At 54.6% G+C, this 20,220-nt stretch carries 15 protein-coding genes; 6 read left to right on the top strand and 9 right to left on the bottom strand.

The window, feature by feature from the left end:
* Positions 1–102 precede the first annotated feature (102 nt).
* From I6J23_RS10020 to I6J23_RS10010, 3 genes are read right to left on the bottom strand one after another with little or no spacing between them, the layout of a single operon-like run.
* Positions 103–1,404 (bottom strand): acyltransferase family protein, encoded by a 1,302-nt coding sequence (locus I6J23_RS10020; RefSeq protein ID WP_204581938.1) that lies wholly within the window; start codon positions 1,402–1,404, stop codon positions 103–105.
* Positions 1,386–3,044, bottom strand: coding sequence for a glycosyltransferase 87 family protein (locus I6J23_RS10015; protein WP_204581937.1), 1,659 nt, complete (start codon positions 3,042–3,044; stop codon positions 1,386–1,388). The genes I6J23_RS10020 and I6J23_RS10015 overlap by 19 nt, the downstream gene beginning before the upstream one ends.
* Before the next feature lie 6 nt (positions 3,045–3,050).
* Complete coding sequence (locus tag I6J23_RS10010) at positions 3,051–4,421, bottom strand: glycosyltransferase 87 family protein (RefSeq protein ID WP_204581936.1); 1,371 nt, start codon at positions 4,419–4,421, stop codon at positions 3,051–3,053.
* Positions 4,422–4,614: 193 nt separating this feature from the next.
* On the opposite strand from I6J23_RS10010, the gene I6J23_RS10005 reads away from it, so the two are divergent.
* Positions 4,615–5,118: a polyadenylate-specific 3'-exoribonuclease AS gene (locus tag I6J23_RS10005; RefSeq protein WP_204581935.1), complete on the top strand. Its 504-nt coding sequence runs from the start codon at positions 4,615–4,617 to the stop codon at positions 5,116–5,118.
* 77 nt (positions 5,119–5,195) lie between these two features.
* On the top strand, positions 5,196–6,623 hold the full coding sequence (locus tag I6J23_RS10000; RefSeq protein WP_204581934.1) for a class II 3-deoxy-7-phosphoheptulonate synthase: 1,428 nt from the start codon (positions 5,196–5,198) through the stop codon (positions 6,621–6,623).
* Positions 6,624–6,712: 89 nt separating this feature from the next.
* On the opposite strand, the gene I6J23_RS09995 is transcribed toward I6J23_RS10000, so the two are convergent.
* Both I6J23_RS09995 and I6J23_RS09990 read right to left on the bottom strand, forming a co-directional pair.
* Complete coding sequence (locus tag I6J23_RS09995; RefSeq protein WP_204581933.1) at positions 6,713–9,826, bottom strand: glycosyltransferase family 87 protein; 3,114 nt, start codon at positions 9,824–9,826, stop codon at positions 6,713–6,715.
* A 51-nt stretch (positions 9,827–9,877) separates the two neighbouring features.
* Complete coding sequence (locus I6J23_RS09990; protein WP_204581932.1) at positions 9,878–12,040, bottom strand: Stk1 family PASTA domain-containing Ser/Thr kinase; 2,163 nt, start codon at positions 12,038–12,040, stop codon at positions 9,878–9,880.
* 88 nt (positions 12,041–12,128) lie between these two features.
* Between I6J23_RS09990 and I6J23_RS09985 the strand changes: the two genes are divergently transcribed.
* Positions 12,129–12,530, top strand: a complete 402-nt coding sequence (locus I6J23_RS09985; protein WP_204581931.1) for an Rv2175c family DNA-binding protein — start codon at positions 12,129–12,131, stop codon at positions 12,528–12,530.
* Here the strand turns inward: I6J23_RS09985 and I6J23_RS09980 are convergent.
* The 3 genes from I6J23_RS09980 to I6J23_RS09970 are packed head-to-tail and all read right to left on the bottom strand — an operon-like array spanning position 12,486 to position 16,806.
* The gene (locus tag I6J23_RS09980; protein ID WP_204581930.1) at positions 12,486–14,009 is read right to left on the bottom strand and encodes an alpha-(1->6)-mannopyranosyltransferase A; all 1,524 of its coding nucleotides are present in this window, start codon (positions 14,007–14,009) and stop codon (positions 12,486–12,488) included. The two genes, I6J23_RS09985 and I6J23_RS09980, sit on opposite strands and share 45 nt — an antisense overlap.
* Positions 14,006–15,724 (bottom strand): phytoene desaturase family protein, encoded by a 1,719-nt coding sequence (gene crtI, locus I6J23_RS09975; protein WP_204581929.1) that lies wholly within the window; start codon positions 15,722–15,724, stop codon positions 14,006–14,008. The genes I6J23_RS09980 and crtI overlap by 4 nt, the downstream gene beginning before the upstream one ends.
* On the bottom strand, positions 15,721–16,806 hold the full coding sequence (locus I6J23_RS09970; RefSeq protein ID WP_204581928.1) for a polyprenyl synthetase family protein: 1,086 nt from the start codon (positions 16,804–16,806) through the stop codon (positions 15,721–15,723). Before I6J23_RS09970 ends, crtI begins: the two co-directional genes overlap by 4 nt.
* A 237-nt stretch (positions 16,807–17,043) precedes the next feature.
* Between I6J23_RS09970 and I6J23_RS09965 the strand changes: the two genes are divergently transcribed.
* Positions 17,044–18,063 carry a methylenetetrahydrofolate reductase gene (locus I6J23_RS09965; protein WP_204581927.1) on the top strand — a complete coding sequence of 340 codons (1,020 nt, stop codon included), beginning with the start codon at positions 17,044–17,046 and terminating at the stop codon, positions 18,061–18,063.
* 17 nt (positions 18,064–18,080) lie between these two features.
* Here the strand turns inward: I6J23_RS09965 and I6J23_RS09960 are convergent, their stop codons facing one another.
* A complete protein-coding gene (locus I6J23_RS09960) occupies positions 18,081–18,692 on the bottom strand; it encodes a GNAT family N-acetyltransferase (RefSeq protein WP_204581926.1) in 612 nt (203 codons plus the stop codon).
* Positions 18,693–18,945: 253 nt separating this feature from the next.
* Between I6J23_RS09960 and I6J23_RS09955 the strand changes: the two genes are divergently transcribed.
* The gene (locus I6J23_RS09955; RefSeq protein ID WP_204581925.1) at positions 18,946–19,338 is read left to right on the top strand and encodes an SAV_6107 family HEPN domain-containing protein; all 393 of its coding nucleotides are present in this window, start codon (positions 18,946–18,948) and stop codon (positions 19,336–19,338) included.
* 207 nt (positions 19,339–19,545) lie between these two features.
* Positions 19,546–19,938 (top strand): DUF3040 domain-containing protein, encoded by a 393-nt coding sequence (locus I6J23_RS09950; RefSeq protein WP_204581924.1) that lies wholly within the window; start codon positions 19,546–19,548, stop codon positions 19,936–19,938.
* The last annotated feature ends 282 nt before the right edge of the window (positions 19,939–20,220 follow it).

Raw genomic sequence — 20,220 nt, 5'->3', positions numbered from 1 at the left:
GTTGGCTCGTGATTACCTCAACGGGGCCATGGCAACAGTGGGCCACGCCGACGGCAGGGCTACTTTAACGGAACCGCCAACGCGGTCATCGGAAACATCGGCTCATGAGGCTGATGCTGCCTTGCGCTCCCTGAGAGGGAACTGGAAAAACGGAATCGACGGGCGAATCGTCCAGCCGATAACGGGCAAACGCTTACATTGTTCGACGACCCAACCCGACGCCAGGCACAGGATGAAGAGCCCGACGATGCATGCCATCCGAACGTTGTCACTGGAGTTGGTAACGTCCTCGCGGATGCCATAGACGTAAAGGGCGCGATCCCACGTCAGGTTCATCGCGGTCATGTGGAAAAGATAGATGACCAAAGTCCGCTGTCCAATGTATTGCAAGGGGCGTGCTGCAAGAGGGATTTGTGCCACGAGAGCACAGACCAAGATCGACAACGGAAGTGCCCCAAGTGCTCGGATGGACGAAAATAGAACATCCAGCTGACCAGCGTCGTTGTGAGCAATTCCCATCTCGACGAGGTGATCGTAGCTTTCACCGAAATGCGAATAGGCCACCTTGGTACACCAAAAAAGGGCGAAACTTCCCGCCCACCACAGTGGCGACCGCCATTTTCGCGCTAACGCCAGTAACGCTGGCCGCATAAAGACACCGACGAAATAGACCGGCATGTAATTGAAAATGTGCGACTGTGTCGGTGTGACGGGGTTTGACATCTGCCATAACCAGGGAAGAACACTGACTGCCAGTGCCCAATGATCAGGCAACCATTTCGTAACCCAGACAGCCAGCGTGAAAAGAACCAAGCAGTGGAGGAACCAGAGTCCACATTCACCGTGAATAACTGACGTGACAATGTCGTGGGCATCTATCGCAAAATTGTTCGCCCACACTTTGGACCAGAGTTCCAGTGGTGCCCACACGAGGTAAGGGATCAACAAAAACCGGAGACGCGAGTGCCAGAGTTCTCCGAGTGTCTGGCGTCGGACTTTATACGAAAACAGTCCTGAGACCATGAAGAACATAGGCAGGCGCACGGGCCCTAACCAGTCATTGACCGCGTTTGCGGCAGTGTACACGCCGTCGGGAGTGTAAATCGTGGCATGGAGGAAACACACACCCAAGATGGAGATACCTTTGCCAATGTCCGGCCAGAGGAGCCTTTGTTTCTTGCGCGGTGCTGTTGTAGCTGTCGTGTCAGTTGTCATCGCGGTCACTGCGCTATCCGAACTCTGTGGTGCAACCTTGGACTCAGTTTGTGGTGACGCACCAGTAGAGGGAGATTCTGTGCCGTCGTGAGGTGCTGATGCTGAATGTGCCGTGCCGCGTGCCGCACCACGGGTAGCGAGTGTGCTGCGACGCGAATGAGACAGACGTGTCACCGATGAAGCTGACATGTACGTGTGTTTCTCCTCCGTCGTTGGGCCGGTGACCAGGCTACAGAAGCCAAGGTGACAAATGCGAATCCAGCCCACACCACATAACTATTTTCTAGACACCCGGTGAACACCGAAGAGAATGTGTCCATGGCGTTATGGATAAGCCCACTAGCAGAACGCGATTGGGCGAAAACCTCTGGCGTGAGGGCCTTCACCCACCGTGACGTCAGAGGCACCCACCATACAGTTCCCGTGAGAAAAACTCCTGAACCGATCTTGGCTAATGTCGCACACCATCGGGTTCGACGAATCCTGAAACGCTGATTTTTGTGAAGAAAGCCCCCCGCGTTAGAACCTGTCGCATCGGGGAGGACACGGCTCCCCGTGATAGTGAATAGGGCGACTATGGCTGGTAATACCCATACCCAGTGATGCGTCCAACTCACTGGTGACGCGAGAAGTCCGAAGAGTCCCACCGCCGAAGGAAGAATAGAGCGGTATGTGAACGACCATTCATCCCGGTGAGCGCGACCAGCATTGATTCGACACGCGGTGTGGACGTCATATCGACGACGACAGTTCGTGCTGATGAGGAGAGCTGCCAGAGCCAGCACGATCAGTGCCCATATAAGGGCCGTCGGCCGGGACGTAACAGCAGTATTTATCCCGAGGGCACTTGCCACATGAGAGTCAGCCACTGACGCGGCAAGCCGTCCCCATGCCCCTTTAATCGATTGATTAGAAATTATTGCGGGGTCGCCTATTCGATCGGTAGCCCACAGCACATGACAAAAGTAGAGCCAGGTATCGCGAGGCGCGATCAGTGCACCCGCACCGGTTGCCACTATCGCAGAGACCGCGCAGCGCACTGCTGACCAGACATCTCGGCGGAGAAGCGGAACCAGGATGAAAACGGCAGGAGTTAGCTTGATGGCAGCAGCACAACCTGTCAGCACACCTGCCACTGCGCGACGTCGGGAGCCAGGTGGAGATTCGGAGAGAATCCACCAATCAACCACAACCATGAGTAACAGCATTGAATTGATTTGCCCGAAGGAGAGTGTCGCTCGGGCTGGTTCTGAAACGACGACCGCTGCGACTGTGAGATACCGCCATGGACCTTTCCACTGTCGTGTGAGAATTGAGGTCGTGAGAAGAAGTGCGCCAAGGGACAGAACAGAATGGACCACGATCGCAACGACAGAGGGTACAACAAGTAGTCCCACCATGACGCACGCGGCAAAAGGGGGATAGGTGAAGGGGAGAGGACGCTCGCTAGTCGGAAAAGTGCCGTCATAAAGCGCGTGATGATGAACAATTGCGCGGGCGCCTGCCTGGTAAACTTCGAGGTCAACGAGATTTCGTGGGGTGAATACTAACCCTGATGAGCCACCTAGGTGAAGGTAGTATTTACCGCCATCGGAATAGGCGGAGCTGTCGACATCACGTGAGAAATTCAGCGTCCACACAGTGAAAAGCAGTGATAAACATGATAATCCGCCGACGAGAACCCAACCCCATACCGTGATCCGAGACTTCCGGTAGCCGGCCACTGTGACGTGTCGGCTATCGACGGCGTGGGTGGGGTCGTCTCTGTGGGCCGCGGCTTTGTCGGCCGGGGGTTCTGAACGTCGAAAGCCCGTGAATGAGAAAGCCACAGGCTACTAGCTCTTCTCAGTAGTAAAGGCCCGTGGGAATAGCGCCATCACAATGAGGAAAAGGAAACCCCACAAGACATAATCACTTCCCACAATCTTTTGGATCAATGTCCACTGGAGTTCTTGGTTATCTGTGTTGGGGAAGAACCAATGGAATGGCGTGACAGTGGAAATCATCAACCCCAATACCGCAATGACCCACAGCACATTGTTCTGCCACCGCGGAATAATATGTCGCGAATTCCAGGCCGCGCACATGGTCACAATGACGAACGGCAAGAACCACACCCAGTGGTGAGACCATGAGACGGGGGAGAGCAGGAGAGCAACAAGGCTCGTGGCGGCCACTAATGCGATGGTGAAACTCTGACCTTCATAGCGAGGACTGGTAGCGGAAACCCGAATGTCCGCTTCGGGGCGGGATTGAAGGTTCGATGCCGTACGTATCAAACGCAACATGGCCGTGAGGATAAGCCCAAACGTCAGCACACTAAGGACAACCCACCACCGAGATTGAAGAGCATCGTCATTGGTAAAGCGGGCGATCATTCCTCGTAGAGACTGGTTACCGGCATAAGCCAATCCTCCAATTCGATCAGGATTGTGTATTTCGACGGTCCAGTAATCTTTTGAATCGTGGGGGAGAATTGCCCAACCTATCGCGGTCCACGCCACTCCAGAGATTGCGCAGGTGATGGCTGATTTCCAATCTCTTTTAACGAGGAAGAAGAGTCCGAAAACGGCAGGTGTTAATTTGATGGCCGCTGCCAACCCGATGAATATGCCTCGAGGCCAATGCGTGCGTTTCACAGCCGTATCCAGCAATACAAGGGCCAAAAGGACGACGTTGATCTGCCCAAAACTTAATGTGTGCGTAAATGGTTCACCCAGGAGAACCAACGGAAGAATCATGTAGGATAGCCACCCCGCCCGCTTGAATGAGCTGGTCGTGGCTGATTGAGCCAATTCACCGCCAGTAACGGATGTTCGGGCAGGTTGCGTGAAGTGGTTAATCAGAATCGCGCCGCACCACCAGGTCATCGCTGCTGTGGCGAAAACCATTAACAGGGCGTCGGTTGTGAGTGAAAACCATGTCAATGCGCCGAAGAGGATGGCCGCTAGGGGAGGGTAGGTGAACGGTAAGTTGATGCCTTGTACAGGGTAATCGCGGTCATAAAGTCCAAAACCGCGGACAAAAGCCTGTCCCCCTGACCGATAGACATCGAGGTCGATGTGGTAGCGGAATGTGCCGTCACCAAACATGTCGAAGAGGTGGTAGTAAAGAACGACGCCGAGAATGGCGGTGACCACGAACCGGCCCGCCCATGTCTCAGATAAAAAATGTACGATTCGTTCACAACTACCGCGGACACGCATGACGTCACAGTCTACCTGGCATCCCTCGTGTGGTGGAACCTCACTGATCCGCACCCCCGGTCACTCTTCTTTAATGTTGACCCGGACATCACACTATTTCGTACTAATGCTCGCCATTCTTAAGGATAGATAGCCGGGGCAATAGTTGGTGAAGGAACTGAACACGTTATCCACAACGTACTACCCTTGACATATGGATTATTTTTATGACACCGAATTTATTGAAGATGGTCAGACCATAGATCTCGTCTCTATTGGCATTGTTGCCAGCGACGGCCGTGAATATTACGCAGTATCTACCGATGCCGACCTCTCGCGAGCTAATCCGTGGGTGAAGAAACACGTGTTACCTCATCTGCCGAACCCGTCGTCGCCACTATGGAAAAACAGATCGACAATCAGACACGATGTAGAAGAGTTCTTTGGCGACGACGACCACGTTCGCTTGTGGGCGTGGGTAGGGGCATATGACCACATCTGTCTGGTTCAACTGTGGGGCATCATGCAGGACCTGCCGAGGAATATCCCCAGGTTCACGCGAGAATTGAAGCACGCGTGGGTTTTCGTTGGCCGGCCAGCTCTACCTCCTGCCCCGGAGAATGCGCATGATGCCTTAGCCGATGCGCGGCACAACGTCGCTAAGTTCAAAGTGTGCGCACGAGTGTTTAAAGAAAAAACGGGAATGGATTTGAAGTAGGGGACAGGTATCACCATCCTGGGGTAACTCACTGGCTTTTCAGTACATAACGCAAAGCTACGCTAGACTTTGCCCCTGTGAGCTGGACAATAGATTTACCGGTTAATGACCTGCCTGATTTACCTCCTCTACCCGGTGGTTTAGAAGAACAATTCCAAGATGTAATTTCCCGCCCTGCCTTCCAACAACCCACCTGGAATGAGCGAGATGCTTCCAACGTCCGGAAGATTTTGGAGTCCGTACCCCCCATTGTTGTGGTTGCTGAAATCCGTAAACTGCAAGAGCACATGCAACATGTCGCCCTCGGAGAAGCTTTCTTATTACAAGGTGGGGACTGCGCGGAGACGTTCGAATCCAACACCGAACCGCACATTCGAGCAAATATAAAAACACTGCTGCAGATGGCTGTGGTATTGACCTACGGTGCGTCAATGCCAGTCGTCAAAATGGCGAGAATTGCGGGACAGTACGCCAAGCCCCGAAGCTCCGATTACGACAGCCAGGGCTTACTTAATTACCGAGGCGACCTAGTCAATAGCGTTGAAGCCACAGAAGAAGCGCGTCGCCACGACCCTGCTCGGATGGTTCGCGCCTACGCGAATGCCGCCGCCGCAATGAACCTCGTCCGGTCGTTGACGGCATCGGGAACGGCGGATTTGCACAAACTCCACGAATGGAACCGCGAATTCGTGCAGACTTCTCCTGCAGGCGCACGTTATGAAGCTCTGGCATCAGAAATTGATCATGGCTTGCGCTTCATGGAGGCATGTAAGGTATCGGACTCGAATTTGCACACGGCCGATATCTACTGTTCCCACGAAGCCCTTGTGGTGGATTATGAGCGTGCCATGTTGCGCTTGGGCCAGGACCCATCTGGGAAAACAGCTCTTTATGACCTCTCAGCACATGAAGTGTGGATTGGTGAACGTACACGAGGTATCGAAGATTTCCACGTCAACCTAGCTGCCTTGATTTCCAACCCAGTAGGGCTCAAGATCGGCCCCTCCACGACCCCTGAGGAAGCGGTCGCTTATGTGGAGAAGCTCGATCCAGATGTTGCGGAAGACGCGCCGGGCCACGTGAAGGGATATAAGGGACGTCCAGGACGCCTTACCTTGGTGTCCCGGATGGGATATGACCAGATTCGAACGGTATTGCCACCGATCGTTGAGGCCGTGGAAGCCACAGGCCACAAAGTGATTTGGCAGTGTGACCCTATGCACGGCAATACCTTCACGAGCTCCAACGGGTACAAGACGCGCGACTTCGACCGTGTTATCGATGAAGTTCAAGGGTTCTTTGAGGTTCACCGGGCGATAGGTTCGCATCCCGGTGGTATCCACATTGAACTCACCGGTGAGGATGTCACCGAGTGCGTGGGTGGCGCACAAGACCTCACTGATGTGGACTTGCCTGGTCGTTATGCTTCGGCATGCGATCCACGGTTGAACACGCAGCAATCATTGGAACTCGCATTCCTCGTTGCAGAGATGCTACGTAATTAAGCCTCGTCCGGTGGGCGACGCTGTGTCACTCGTCCGTCGCCGCTCAGGCCTCCCGGCCGCTCCCTTCATTTGGGCCTACGCATATGCCGTTAAATGGCGTAGGCCCATTGAGTCAGCATGTATTCGGATAGCCACACTCCGACCCAGACGATAACGATGGTGTAGGCCGTGGTCATGATTGGCCATCGCCGAACCGTCGTCACAATCATGCAAATAGTTAGCAGTACGCCCGCCATGAGCAATAGGCGAGGGCGTGAGTGGAAATACCCCGACGATAGAATCACGTTGAGGCCCAATCCTGTGCCACACAGCCACATCATGAAGGGGAAACGCCTAACAATCCCCACAACGATGAGGGTGAGCGTGCCCAGGATGGCTATCGAACCCCACAGTGGGACAACACCCTCCATGGCGAAAATCTGCCTCGGCAGATCGTGAAGTGTGGTCTTGCCGAAATCGAATTGTGTTCCCCAGCCATCTTTTTGGACGGCAAAGTAGCCGCCTGCGGCGCGTGCAAGATGGTCTGCCCACAGCATATAAATAACTCCGCCGAGGGGAGCGATGGCAACACAAATCCATGCGCGCACATTTCGACGATGATGGAGTAAAACCCCTATTGCGAAGGCAATAGCAAGATCGTACCCGGTCATTCTGACAAGGCAGGCCAGGAACACCCCTGCCGCAGCAAGAGGAAAGTCCTTCTTCAAGTACCCGAGGATGAAAAGGAACGTGCAGAGCGCGAAGAGTGCCTCGGAGTACGCCATCATGTACGTCACTGACATTGGGAATCCAGCGAACACCGCTACAGCGAGTACTACTGCAAGTAGTGAGCGAGTGAATTGACGGATGATAGCGGCGAGTATGCATGTTGCAATGGCACCGATGACGGCGTTCATGAGCAATCCAGCCGCGGCCCAATCCAATCCGGTTATGGCGTGGGTGGCTCGTAGAAACCACGGTGTTCCGGGAAGAAAAGCAACTGTGCGGAACTCGGGGGGATTACCGTCAATCGCATCGCCCCCGCGGTAACCGAATTCAGCAATTCGTGTGAACCACTGTGCATCCCATGATTGAATCTGATCCGAGAAAGACGAATTAAAGAGCTTTGCATTGTAGGCCAGGGCGATACCCACGATGGTTTGCACTAACGCATAGACCCCCACCGCAATTAGACACACGCCTGTGAGCTCGGAATTGAGGATTCGCTGACCAACACTTTGCCACGCGTATGGTCGCGACGATGCCTGTGATTCGTTTTCTCCCCCGATTGAGGTCTCTTCCTCGTCGGTGGTGGTGTCTTCGTCGATCGACGGCGTGTCAGGTTGTGCTTCGTCCAGGTGTTGCGTCGTATCTGCGTCCAGATCCTCACGTGCAGTTAGTGCAGAGCCGTCCGGCTCGACGCGCGCAGCCTCGTTCTCATTCGCACTGACCTGGCTGGGTTCACGGGAACTGGTAACCAACCGACGTAGACGATGTTTCCCGTGGTATCGCCTGGACATTGGCGTGCGTTCGATGGTGATATCCCTCCATTGCCCGCGGGCGTATCGCCGGTGAATCATGTCCGAGATATCGCGAAGACGAACAAGACGAACCGAAGGCTCTTTAGCGAAACCAATCATCACCGTGAGGAACGTCGCAATGATAAGCAGATTGCGGACAACCAGAATCATCACCGAGGGGCTGTCGTCATTGCTGATTATCGAGTTATAAGCGACGGGATAAATCCACTGAGACAAACCGCCGATGACCAGCATGAGGCCACCAGCTATTCGTAGACTCCGTGCTGATTGTTTGCTTGCCGACGCCGGACTGCCATGAACTGAATCAAGACACACGGCGAGCGGAGCCGCCCACCACACAACGTATTGAGTGGACATCACCTTATTTGAGATCAGCACGGCTCCGATAATGATTAGCGCCAACCAAGCTGAGCGACGTGCTGACCAGCCATTCTCAGTCGTTTTCTCAATGACGAGCATGCGTTGTTGGGGCGGTGTCCACGTGCCGTCTGCGGCGCGAGGGAACATGTGTCGAAAACCAGTCGCCCCAATTAACGCGGTGATGCACAGATAGACGCAGACGAGGATCATGATAACGGTCAAGATCCTCGCAAATGTCTCCCACCGGGAGACCGAAGGGCCGAACACTTCAAACGACTGCGATGCCGCATACGAAATACTCAGTGCGTCTTCGCCGTGGTGGGCAGCCCACATCACACCAGTTGCGGGGATGGACTCAATCTGAAGTCCACGATCGCCTTGGTAATTGAACACTGACGTGATGCGGTGGAAACCGTGCCCCCATACTGACAATGCCGCGATGACAACGCACGTGGCAGCGAATGAAGCGATACGCTGCCATGTCTGTCGGCTCTTCCACCAGCCGACTAGTGCAGTGCCGATGATTGCCGGCCACAGTTTGATCATGGTCGCGCACCCCAAGAGAATGCCCGAGACCTTTGGGTGCCGAACAAGTGTGACCAGTGTGGCGGCTACGAGCACAGCGGGGACGATATCCCAGCGGGTCCACAGTAAAGGCCCGAAGAACAACCCGAAGAGAACCCAGAATCCTGCGCCCCACCATCGTCGGCTGGCAGTAAGCCACGCAAAAAAGCCGGCGTCAACGACTAACAGCATCCAGATGGATACGGTGACCTTGTCGGCGGAGGAGAAGACCACGGTTAGCCACTTCAATACGGTGACCATCCACATGACTGGTACTGGATACTCTTGCATGGCCCCAGAACCTGGGTCGTCGAGACCTTTGAAGTAATAGTCCACTGGGGTGTCGATCATCCAGTAGTCACCGATGTGGTGGTCGAGCCACCACATCACGGCCCGAGTTACCACAAATGCAGCAGTGAGGGCTCCGGCAATGATGAGAGCTTTTCGGTCCCACTCACGAAATAAGCGCTCGCCAGACGCGGTTGCTGCTGTAACTTTTTTACTACCTTCGCCTGCAACCATGTCCGAGGACGCACTGTCGTCGGCATGTGATTCACTCAACGGCGAAGCTGGTGCTGCGACCTCAGCAGGGTCTGTCTGCGTCGACTGTGATGGCTGGTCTTTTTTGATAGACGCGGAAAGCTCAGCACGTGCCGACGGCGAAGCGGAGTCTAAATGGTGGGACACACGAAAGCCCTTCTCATGACAAGAAGCGATAACGCGCAGGCACGCGTGTCGTGCTGCGCTGACAATGATCACGAGGACGTGGATATAGTACTCGAGAAGATGATCGAGCTCGAGCTCATCCGACTAGAGAGTCTTCACAGTTTTGATAGTGATGACCGAGTCGCGCTCGGCAGAAAAACCTGGCAGGGGATTTTGGACGATGACACGATCAGTGTTCTTCGCGTCTCCAGCGTCGATTTTCAATCCAACTTTGTCCGCTTTCGCACGAGCCTCTTTAACCGTCGAACCGATTAATTGTGGAACTGCAACGTCCGGGGCAACAAAGAGGTTGACGGTAGAGCCTTCGTTGACTTCCGTTCCTTCACCAGGATCTGTCCGCGTCACCTTGCCCCGCTGTCGGAGGTCGGTTGCTGAGTCGTCCGTCGACACGTCGCCAACATGAAGGCCCGCCTTCTCTAGTTCGTGTCGTGCATCATTTTCCGATTTTCCTGAGACATCGGGGATGGAAACAGGTTTTGGGCCTTTACTGATGGTGAGGGTCACCGAGGAGCGCACATCGACCGTGCTCCCCGGGGCGGGGGAGACAGAAAGAAGTTGTCCCTCTGGGACGTCCGAAGAATAATCCGACTTCGTTGTCCCCGAAGATAATGTTCGATCAGAGAGTGTCCGTGTGTAGGCTTCCACCGACCGGTCTGCTGGAATCTCAGGAACGGTCGGTCGCCCCGCGGAGACGGTCAACGTCACCGTCGTTCCCTTTGTTACTCGCTTACCTGCATGAGGCGACGACGAGGCAACGGTATTCGAGGGAACAGTATTGGAATATTCCGTTTTTTCAGTGACCTCAAAACCTGCCTCGGTGATGTCGTGATGGGCGGTTGATACTTCCGAGCCAGTCACTGACGGAATCTCTCCGTACCGGCCGGACCCTAGCCACCATGCTCCGAGACTGACCGCGCCGACGAGGATAAGTGCGACAACAGTCCATAAGGCACAGCCGAGGCGAGAATGGTTACCCACCTGGGGTTTGTCATGCGCCACCGACGTGCGGTGATGAGCAGTTGATGGTGCCGAAGTTGTCTCGGTTCCGTCCGGTGATGACGCTACGTGGGCAGGCTCCGGTTCCGCCGGCTGACGTTCTGGGAAATCAATCCGTGTGGAGGCCATATCTCCGGTTGAGCGGTTTAGATCGTAATTCGGAAACAACACTGCCGTCGAGCCATGTTTGTCTGCATGGCGGTCGTGGTCAACCGTGTCTGTCGGTGGAATGGGGGCGACCTTTCCTACGACGGCCGTTGTCCCCTCATTATCAGGGGCGTTCTGAGGGCTATCTTGTTGGCCGACACTCTCGCCACCATCGGGTGTTTGGGCTGATTTCGCGTCCCGAGCCGCATCCCGAGATCGGTGAGAGGCAGAATCTATCGGAACCGGAACACGGAATGACGACAAGGGGAGTTTGAGTTCATTGGCGACCTGCATGACCGCCGTACGAAATTCCGACCCATCTGCAAAACGATCATCGGGGTGTAGAGCAGTTGCCCGGGATATCAGTTGGTCAAATTCTGCCGGGACTCCGTCGATAGCTTCAGACGCTGGGGGGACGGGGTGATCAAGCCGCATATAGGCTGTGGCCAGCGACGTATCACCATGAAAAGGGGTCGTTCCCGTCAAGAGTTCGTACAGGACAATACCTGCCGAATAGACGTCGCTTCGGCCATCGACGCTCCCGCCCCGCACTTGCTCCGGAGACAAATACGCAACGGTACCCATCATCACCGACGTCGTCGTTAAGGAGGATTCAGCCGTCGCCCGAACCAGCCCAAAATCAGCTAGTTTTACCTGGTGATCGTCGCTGATCAGGATATTTTCGGGCTTTACATCCCGGTGAATCAGTCCTGCAGAATGTGCTAATCCGAGGGCAGTCAAGACTGGTTCCATGACGGCTGTCGCCGCATGAGGGGGCATCGGCCCACGCTCACGCAAGAGTTCCCGCAACGTGCCACCGTCGACCAATTCCATGGCGAGGAACACACTCGTGCCATCATCCCCCTGGTCAAAAACATTAACGAGCGATGGATGGGACAACCGTGCCGCAGCGCGCGCTTCTCGTTCAAAACGGGTTCGGAATTGATCATTGTGGGCAAAACGATCATCAAGAATTTTGAGTGCCACTGGTCGATCGAGACGTTCATCAATGCCTCGATAAATCGCGGCCATGCCGCCACGAGCGATAAGTGATTGCACGCGATAACGGCGGTCAATCAGATCTCCATGGCTCAATGTAGGCACGTGGTCGTTGTCCTCTCTTAGCCCGTTGTGTCGGCCCGATGCTTTCCACTCACCAAATTACTAGGGATTGTCAGCTACGGTATAAACCGTGAAGAGTAACTCAAGAACTCCCGATGTACTATCCGCCAGCGAAATCGTCCTTCCGATCTCAGAGGTTGCGGACTATCTCCACCAACCCGTCAGCCGGGTTCGGGATCGTATTAATAAAGGCCAGCTTATCGCGGTCAATCGCGATAAACAGCTGCAAATTCCAGCACGCTTCTTTAATGGGCTTAACGACGAGGGCCAGCCTGAGCCCGGTGAGCGCGTGACCATCAATAAGCACGTCCCCGGCCTCATTGCCCTCATGTCCGACGGCGGATATTCCAATGAAGAGATCCTCAACTACCTTTTTACCGACGATGACACACTGCCAGGACGCCCCATCGACGCACTCCACGGTCATCTAGCCCGTGAGGTTATGCGCCGTGCCCAAGCGATGGGATTTTGAGTCTTCGCTTCGGAAAACGGCGAAGTAAAGAACGAAGGCAATCGTTATCACGATCCACATCCAGGACCATCTGTACAACCAATTGTTGCCAGACCCTGTGAAGGATCCCGCCACGATAAGCGACGCAATAACAGTGAAGTGCGTAATCCGTGGTGATGGATGGAAAGTACCGACAAGAACGACGCCAGCAGCGTAATACCACGGCAGTGTTACGGCATTAAAAATGCACGTAATCAAATATGCCCATGCTGCCCCCTCAATGGCACGGCGTGGAGTCTGGCGGAAGCGCCACCAGACCACGATCAGGAGTACAACCATGATGATCATCGAGATACTCCGGTAGATCGACAGCACCGAGTTGAACGTCGCGCCAGGGAAGAACGAGGCTGCGAAAGCGGCCGTAAACTGAGCCAGGAAGCTGGGGAGGGCTAAGAGGTTGATGACCTTCGTATTCCCGCTCAGCTGAGACACCCAGCCCCACGAGCTCCCCGAAGCATAGGTAATGGCCGTCAATACCGTGCAGACGATCATCACAGTGGTGATTCCATACAACACGAATGAGGGAATGGCTTTCTTCAGGGACTCGAACGTTCGCCGGGGATCGCGAAACGACCATGTGGAGGGGGCAATTCCCCGCTGTCGCATTGCGATCCAGATGAGGAAGGGGAGTGTTACGAGAGCTGTCGCCTTCAGTGAAAAACCAATGCCAATGAAAAGGGCACCCCACAGTGGGTGGCGTCGTAAAGCCAAAACCAGCCCGAGGCAGGAAAAGGCTACCATGACTGATTCATTGTGCATACCCCCCACGAGATGGAGGAAGACGACCGGGTTCGCAACACCAAGCCAGAGGGCCTCCGCGGGGTTTCCGCCGATATGTCGGGCAATTGATATCACCGCCCAAGCAATAGTGGCATAGCCTGCGACGGAGATGAGTTTGTAGAGGAAAACCCCGATGGTGATATTCGATCCGACCAGGCTTGTTATTCCGTCGCCGATCCACAAATGGAGTGGCCCATATGGGGTGGTGGTGTTTCTCCAATCTGGGCTGACTTCCAGCAACATCGGGCCAGGATTGACGGCAGCCCCATCTTTATAGGGATCAAATCCATCACGAACCATTGCCCCCTGAACCAGGTAGGAATAGATATCGCGTGAGTACATCGGGGAAGCGAAAAGGAGGGGAACTATCCATCCCACCAGCGTTTTTACAGATTCGCGGACGGTGGGTTGTTCGCGATAGACAATCCGCCCCCACAGACACCAGCAGTACAGTAGCAGCCCCAGTGCTACCCAGGACAAGATGAAGCCAATATTCTTGACATGCCCATACATGATCCAGTCCAGATTGAGCATCCGAACGATTCCCCCCCGGGTACGTTGAGCCCCGGAACTCCACGATGACACCATCAGTAGTATGGACGCGACCGTTCCCCACCACAGTGGTCGACGTAGTGGATTCATGCGTAAAGGGGTGCTCATGGATGATCACCTCGCGTTATCCGAGCAGCTGCAAGCGCTCCTGAAAGGATAACAGTGGGGACCCCAACACCAGGCGTCGTACTTGATCCAGCGTGAATGAGGTTAGAGAACGAACGCACGGGAAAATTGCGGAACCGAAATGGCCCCGTTTGTTGAAACAGATGAGCGGGGGCGAAAGGAGTTCCTGCCCCCAAACCTAGGGCCGACCATGTGTCGGGCGTATCCACTTTCCCGACGGAGAATGACTCATGGATGCCATCGAACCCGCGATCTTCCAGGATCGATAAGAGATCTTTTTGATAGGACGAGGACAATGACGTCCAGTTGATGGTGGCCGATTCGGTGTTGGGGCACGGTGCCAAAACACTGACCGGTTCGATAGGAACATGGGGTGACGTCGTCGACGTTGAGATTAAATCAGGCGCTGAACAGGCAGGGCGAGTAACTAAGAGCGAAGGATCGGACATCAGGCGTCCACGACCATGAGGGGCGGTGATTTCTAAGAACGTACGGTCCCACTCGTTCCCAAAAGAGATGGTGTGATGCCCACCAGGCCAGTGGCGTGCTACCTCACGAGGGATTGCGCCGTGCATCACGAATGCAGAGGGGGACCACCTCATCGTCCGGCGGCCCTGTCGGCCCGATATGGCATTGAGTTCAGGGATGTCACATGTGGTAATCACCACGTCGGCAGGTAACGTTCCCTGAGTTGTCACCACCTCATTAATTTTGTCGGCATTGGTCCGGGAGGATCCGTGAGATGCACAGGCCAATGAGGTGACCTGTGTGTTGAGCATGAGCTCGCCCTCGGATTGCTTTAGTGCCGCTGCGAGAATGTCGCACAGGGTGCCGACTCCCGAACCCTGCGGCCCACGGATGGGATAAAAGACCCCCATCCCGGTATCCATGTGGGAAATTGTTGCGTATACAGCCCGAGCCTTTTTGGGCGGGACGCCCGCGTATAGAGCCTGGAACGAAAACACCTTCCGAAGCTCATCATCGGAAATGTAGTGCTCTGCTGCCCGGCCCAAAGAGCCGAAGCCGCCACGACGGGCGACCCGCGCCAGGCTACGTGCCGATTCCCGGGTCCGAACAAGGTCCCACACTGAATCAAAATCGGCGTTCATTAAGTCGGAAAAGCACGCATCAAACATTGACCGTGCCCACCGGCGATATCCCCGCACACCGTTAACACGGGATTCGGTGAAACCATCACGGCTCGCGTTGCAGGTGTGGTGGTGCGTGTCGTCAAACTTCCCCCGGGCGAACCGACGGATCTCATGGTCCATCCGGCTATCGCCCCCGACAGTTGCCTCCTGAGTAGCTTCCTCAGCGAACACGTCGAGATGCCGTCCTGATGAAAACAGTGCATGATACGCCGGGGATAAACGCTGATATGAGAAATCAGGCGCTAGGTCACTCGTTGACAGCCCCACTGACGCCAAAATCTCATCGACAAGCCACGGCATCGTCACCACCGTCGCGCCCGTATCGATGCGGACATCCCCCAGAGGAGTAGAGACCGTCTCGGTCGCAGCGCGTCCACCCACGTGGTTTTCTCTCTCCACCACCGTCACTGAACGTCCGGAGCCAGCCAACAACACCCCCGCAGCCAGGCCAGATAAGCCAGCTCCCACCACAACAATACGATCGGTTCGGCCTGATATCGTGCGTCGGGGCGTCGACAAGTAATGAGAAAGGAACGATGTGCTCATCGACGACGCTCCGTCGACGAAATAGCCATCGCCCTCAAGGCGCGGTCAGCGTCGTCAGATAAGCGCGCGTCGGCGAGCGCGTCGACCGCAGATGTCACCAAACTATCGATCTGCTTTTCAACGCGGTCATAGGCGCCGGACTTTTTAATAATCGCTCGTAGATGATCAACGTCCCGCTCACTCAAGGGTTGCCCCAGACTAGATTCCAGTGTCCCGCGATCCGACTCTGAGACATTCTCCAGTGTGAGAGCCACTAATGTGGTGCGCTTGCCTTCGCGCAGGTCATCTCCCGATGGCTTCCCGGTTACCTCCGGGTCGCCAAAAACACCTAGCTGGTCATCGCGTAACTGGAAAGCGACACCGATGTCACGTCCAAATGTCCGTAGCGCTGTCACTGTAGTCTGCGCTGCCCCCGCCAGAGCGGCTCCGATATGGAGGGGGCGCTCGACGGTGTATGCCGCCGTCTTATATTGATTAACCCTCTCTGCTGTACGCAACGAACCATCCGCCTGAGCCTCGGCAGTGACATCCATAATTTGGCCGCAGACCACTTCCGTACGCATGTCTTGCCAGGGCTGCCATGCACGCTCGCGCTGGGCTGGAGCTAATGCAGCCTCCATGAACATGTCATCTGCCCAGCTCAAGGCCAAGTCGCCAATGAGAATCGCGACCGCATTCCCGTAGTTTTCTCCTCGGCCATGCCAGGCTTGGGCTGAATGCGACTGCTTGAAGTGCTCATGAACTGTTGGCATTCCGCGCCGTGTTGCTGATGAATCAATAATGTCGTCATGAATCAGGGCACAGGACTGCAATAGCTCCAATGAGGACACCGCATGCATGACGGCGGTGGCATCCGGATGGTCTGTTGTGTCCGAGAACATTAACTGTAAGGAACCCATCCATCCCAACCATGCAAATGTTGGTCGGATTCGTTTGCCGCCATTGATCGTGAAATCGGTGAGGGCAGTCATTGCTTCTTCTGCTACGGGAGAAATAGCTTTCATGGCTGGTCGACGATGCATGAAGAACTCATTGAGGTGCGTGATGACACAGTGGGGTATGTCGTCAACAGAGCGCGGCATAGATTGTGTATCACCTATTTGATTAGTCACGATAGCGAACTCACTCACGATTCACGTTTGGGTTATTGGCAGTTGAGGAGCTTTAAGGTAAAACTACACGGCATCATGGGGGGTTAAGACAACTCGGTTGTTGATTGGCATAACCAACACCGTGGATCCAACGTAGACGTATTGTCCACACCATTACCTGATAGTTTTACTGGTCGTCGCACCTTTCTTTTTCTAAGATACCTATTTATGTCCTCGCCCAACTCGGCGCATACGCCCGCGAATCGTCCACCTCGGCCAATTTATCAACAAGTCCCGGTTTCTCAGGCTATTTCCTTGCCGACGCCAGGGCCTGTGCCATTTTCCGTGGAATTTATGCCCCCGCGTGATGACGCTGCGGAACGTCGTCTTAATGACGCTGCTGCGACGTTTCATGATCTTGGTGCGAGCTTTGTCTCGGTGACCTATGGCGCAGGTGGTTCTAGCCGTAGCCGTACTATTCGGATTGGCCAGGAGCTGGCACATACTCCCTTGACAACGCTAGTTCATTTGACGTTGGTGCAGCACACGGTGGATGAACTGAAGGAGATCATTGCAAGCTATCAAGAATGTGGATTAACTAATATTTTGGCGCTGCGGGGTGATCCGCCAGGAGACCCCACGGGCGAATGGGTTTCCGCACCGGGTGGGCTGGAACATGCTATCGACCTGATCAAGCTTATCCAAGAGTGTGATACAAAACGACAATTCGAGATTGGAATCGCATCATTTCCCGATAAGCACTATCGTGCCACCGATCTGGATTCAGATACCGCTTATACGATTGCTAAGCTTCGAGCAGGTGCTAGCTATTCCATTACTCAAATGTTCTTTGATGTCGATTATTATCTGCGTCTTCGTGATCGACTCGCTGCGGCGGATCCCGTTCATGGAGCCAAACCCGTGATTCCTGGGCTCATGCCAATCACCTCGTTAAAGTCTCTGCGCAGACAGCGTGAGTTGGCGGGGTGTCGCGTTCCGGCAGACCTGGAGGAACGCCTGGAAAAAGCTACTACCTCTGGTGATCCTTCTGATCCGCGAGTCCGGCAGGAAATTCGGAAGATCGGTATTGCTCATACGACGGCCATGGCGGAGCGTCTGATCAGTGAAGGTGCGCCTGACCTACATTTTATGACGTTGAACTTTGCCCGAGCGACACAAGAAGTGCTGCACAATTTAGGAATGGCTCCGGCCTGGGGGACCGATCACGGACATGATGCGGTCCGATGACTTCTATAGTGCCACGTCTATATCAATGGTGAGTGGTCTCCCAGGGGTAACCGGCTTCCTAGGATGGCAAAGGGGCGTGGATCACCGGGGAAGTGCATATTTCTAACGACGTCAGTGAATCCTAGTCGTCGATAGAGATGGAATGCGCGGTTGTTTTCACAGGTGACTTCGGGGGTAGAAAGAAGCAGCCGCTGGCTCGTGAGACTGTCGGCTAAGATAGTCAGCAAGCGGCGACCAATATTGTTACCTTGCCACGACGGGTCCACGTGAATTTCGGTGAGTTCTGTGTAGTTGTCCAGGAGCTGGATACGGAGTGATGGTGGGACCCCAGCAACCATAAGAGCAGCCTTGACCTGCGTGTTCCACCATTGCCCATTGCCGCCTCGATAGCCGTAAATAAAACCACGGATGGGCTGTGTGGGATCTTTAGGGTTTGGTTCTTCTCCTGCTGGATGCTCGATAGCTGCCACGGAGTGGAAGCCAAGGTATCGCGAGTGAGTGTTCCATGCCGACTGTCGGGCGCCAGAGATTGTGGAGCTGTAGCCCATCGCCCGAATATAGATAGAGACCATTTCGGGAACTCGTCGACGAAATTGCGCTGCGGTCAACGGGGTGAGAGTGATGGGCATTCTTTAATGAAACCACGCGCGAACCGGAGCGGGGGAGTTAACCGGGGGAGAAGTGGGAGAAGGATTTATCGCTAAGTTCGAACGTAAGTTCGATTTATGCAACTCTGTTCGCCTCTCATGTCCGCACCTCTTCGTAGTGTGTCAAGTGTCAACAAGGAAATAGGCGCTCGATAGAGAAATCGCTGGATGGCGACGCTGTTCGGTAACTGCAGTGCTAGCTCGAAAGCGTAGAGACGAAGACTCCAAGGAGTGGATGATGATGAACGCGGCAACGGTAAGTTTTCTCAGAAAAGCGGATGCATTGCTGGCTAATAAAACTGACGACGTCAGCCAGGATGAATTGGAACGACGCTTGCTGGACTCCTATTACGCAGCGCTCCGACTTGCTGGAGCTGTTATCGAGGACGCTATCTCGAGCCGAAAAAGGAAGCCGAGGGGTGACGCGTGGACGTTGCTTGCCCGTTATGGCGGGCAACTGGGCCCGTGGGCAGATGTTTTCCGGCGATACTCGCCTGTAAAGGAACGAGTTCGGTTGGGATTGTCTCCCTCCCTGACAGTTACTGATATTGAACACTTTGAACAGCTCGTGTTGGATTTCCGCGCTGCTGTGAATAATCGGTACGCATGGGTACCGGCCGCAGCTTAAAGCAAGGAGACCTCAGCGAGGTTGAGTCAGTCGGGGCATGGGTTACGCCTCCCGGGGGTTGGGTGTGACGGCATTCATTATTTCGCAGACCGGGGTGGAGAAATGGGGGTGCATGGTGGTTACAATGAAGTTATAAACGGAACTGTTTTGGCACCTGTAGCGTTATGCCAGGTAGAAAACGGTACTTTCATGGAAAATGGAGGAGTTGTGGCCCTCTCAGAGCAAGAGCAGCGTGTCCTCGACGAAATCGAGAATGCTCTGTATCAGGAAGACCCTGACTTTGGTAAAAACGTCGGGTCAATCCAGCGTGGTGGCGCCTTCGTCAAAGTCGTTGCTCTGCTGATCCTTGGCCTCGTCTTACTTGTTGGCGGTATAGCTCTATCGCAAGCGAGCTTGTGGTTTGTAGTGATGTCGGTTGCCGGTTTTTTGGTGATGTTCGCCGCCGGGGTGATCGGTTTACGCGGTGACCGCTCGTCGAAACTCAAAGTGGGGGATCGGTCCGACAAAGCAGCAAAGAAGCAGCGGAAAGCTCGTAAGTCGTCATTGAGCAGCCGTTCGGGCGGTATGGAAGAAAATTTCCGTCGACGTTTTGAGCGCTAATGTCCACCCTGGTTCCTCCATGTGAACTGTGTTCTGCGTATGGGAACCAGAGGTTTGTTGAATGGCTTTCCCTAACACCTAAAAGTGTTTAACAAGACACTGTAGCCCTGGTGGTGAGTACAAGCTCATCACCAGGGCTTTTCCGTGTGCACAGGTCAGTATTCAGAAATCCCCCACTTTGCCCCACTCTTTCCCGTTGATTATCGGCTCTTCCCTCAACGTGGTGTTATTTTTTGGCTCAGGGGGTGCGAATTAATCTGTGTGACAGAAGTGGCATAGCTG

This window comes from Corynebacterium kroppenstedtii, from assembly GCF_016894245.1.
Classification (GTDB): domain Bacteria; phylum Actinomycetota; class Actinomycetes; order Mycobacteriales; family Mycobacteriaceae; genus Corynebacterium.
This window is presented reverse-complemented; position numbering and strand designations above follow the sequence as displayed.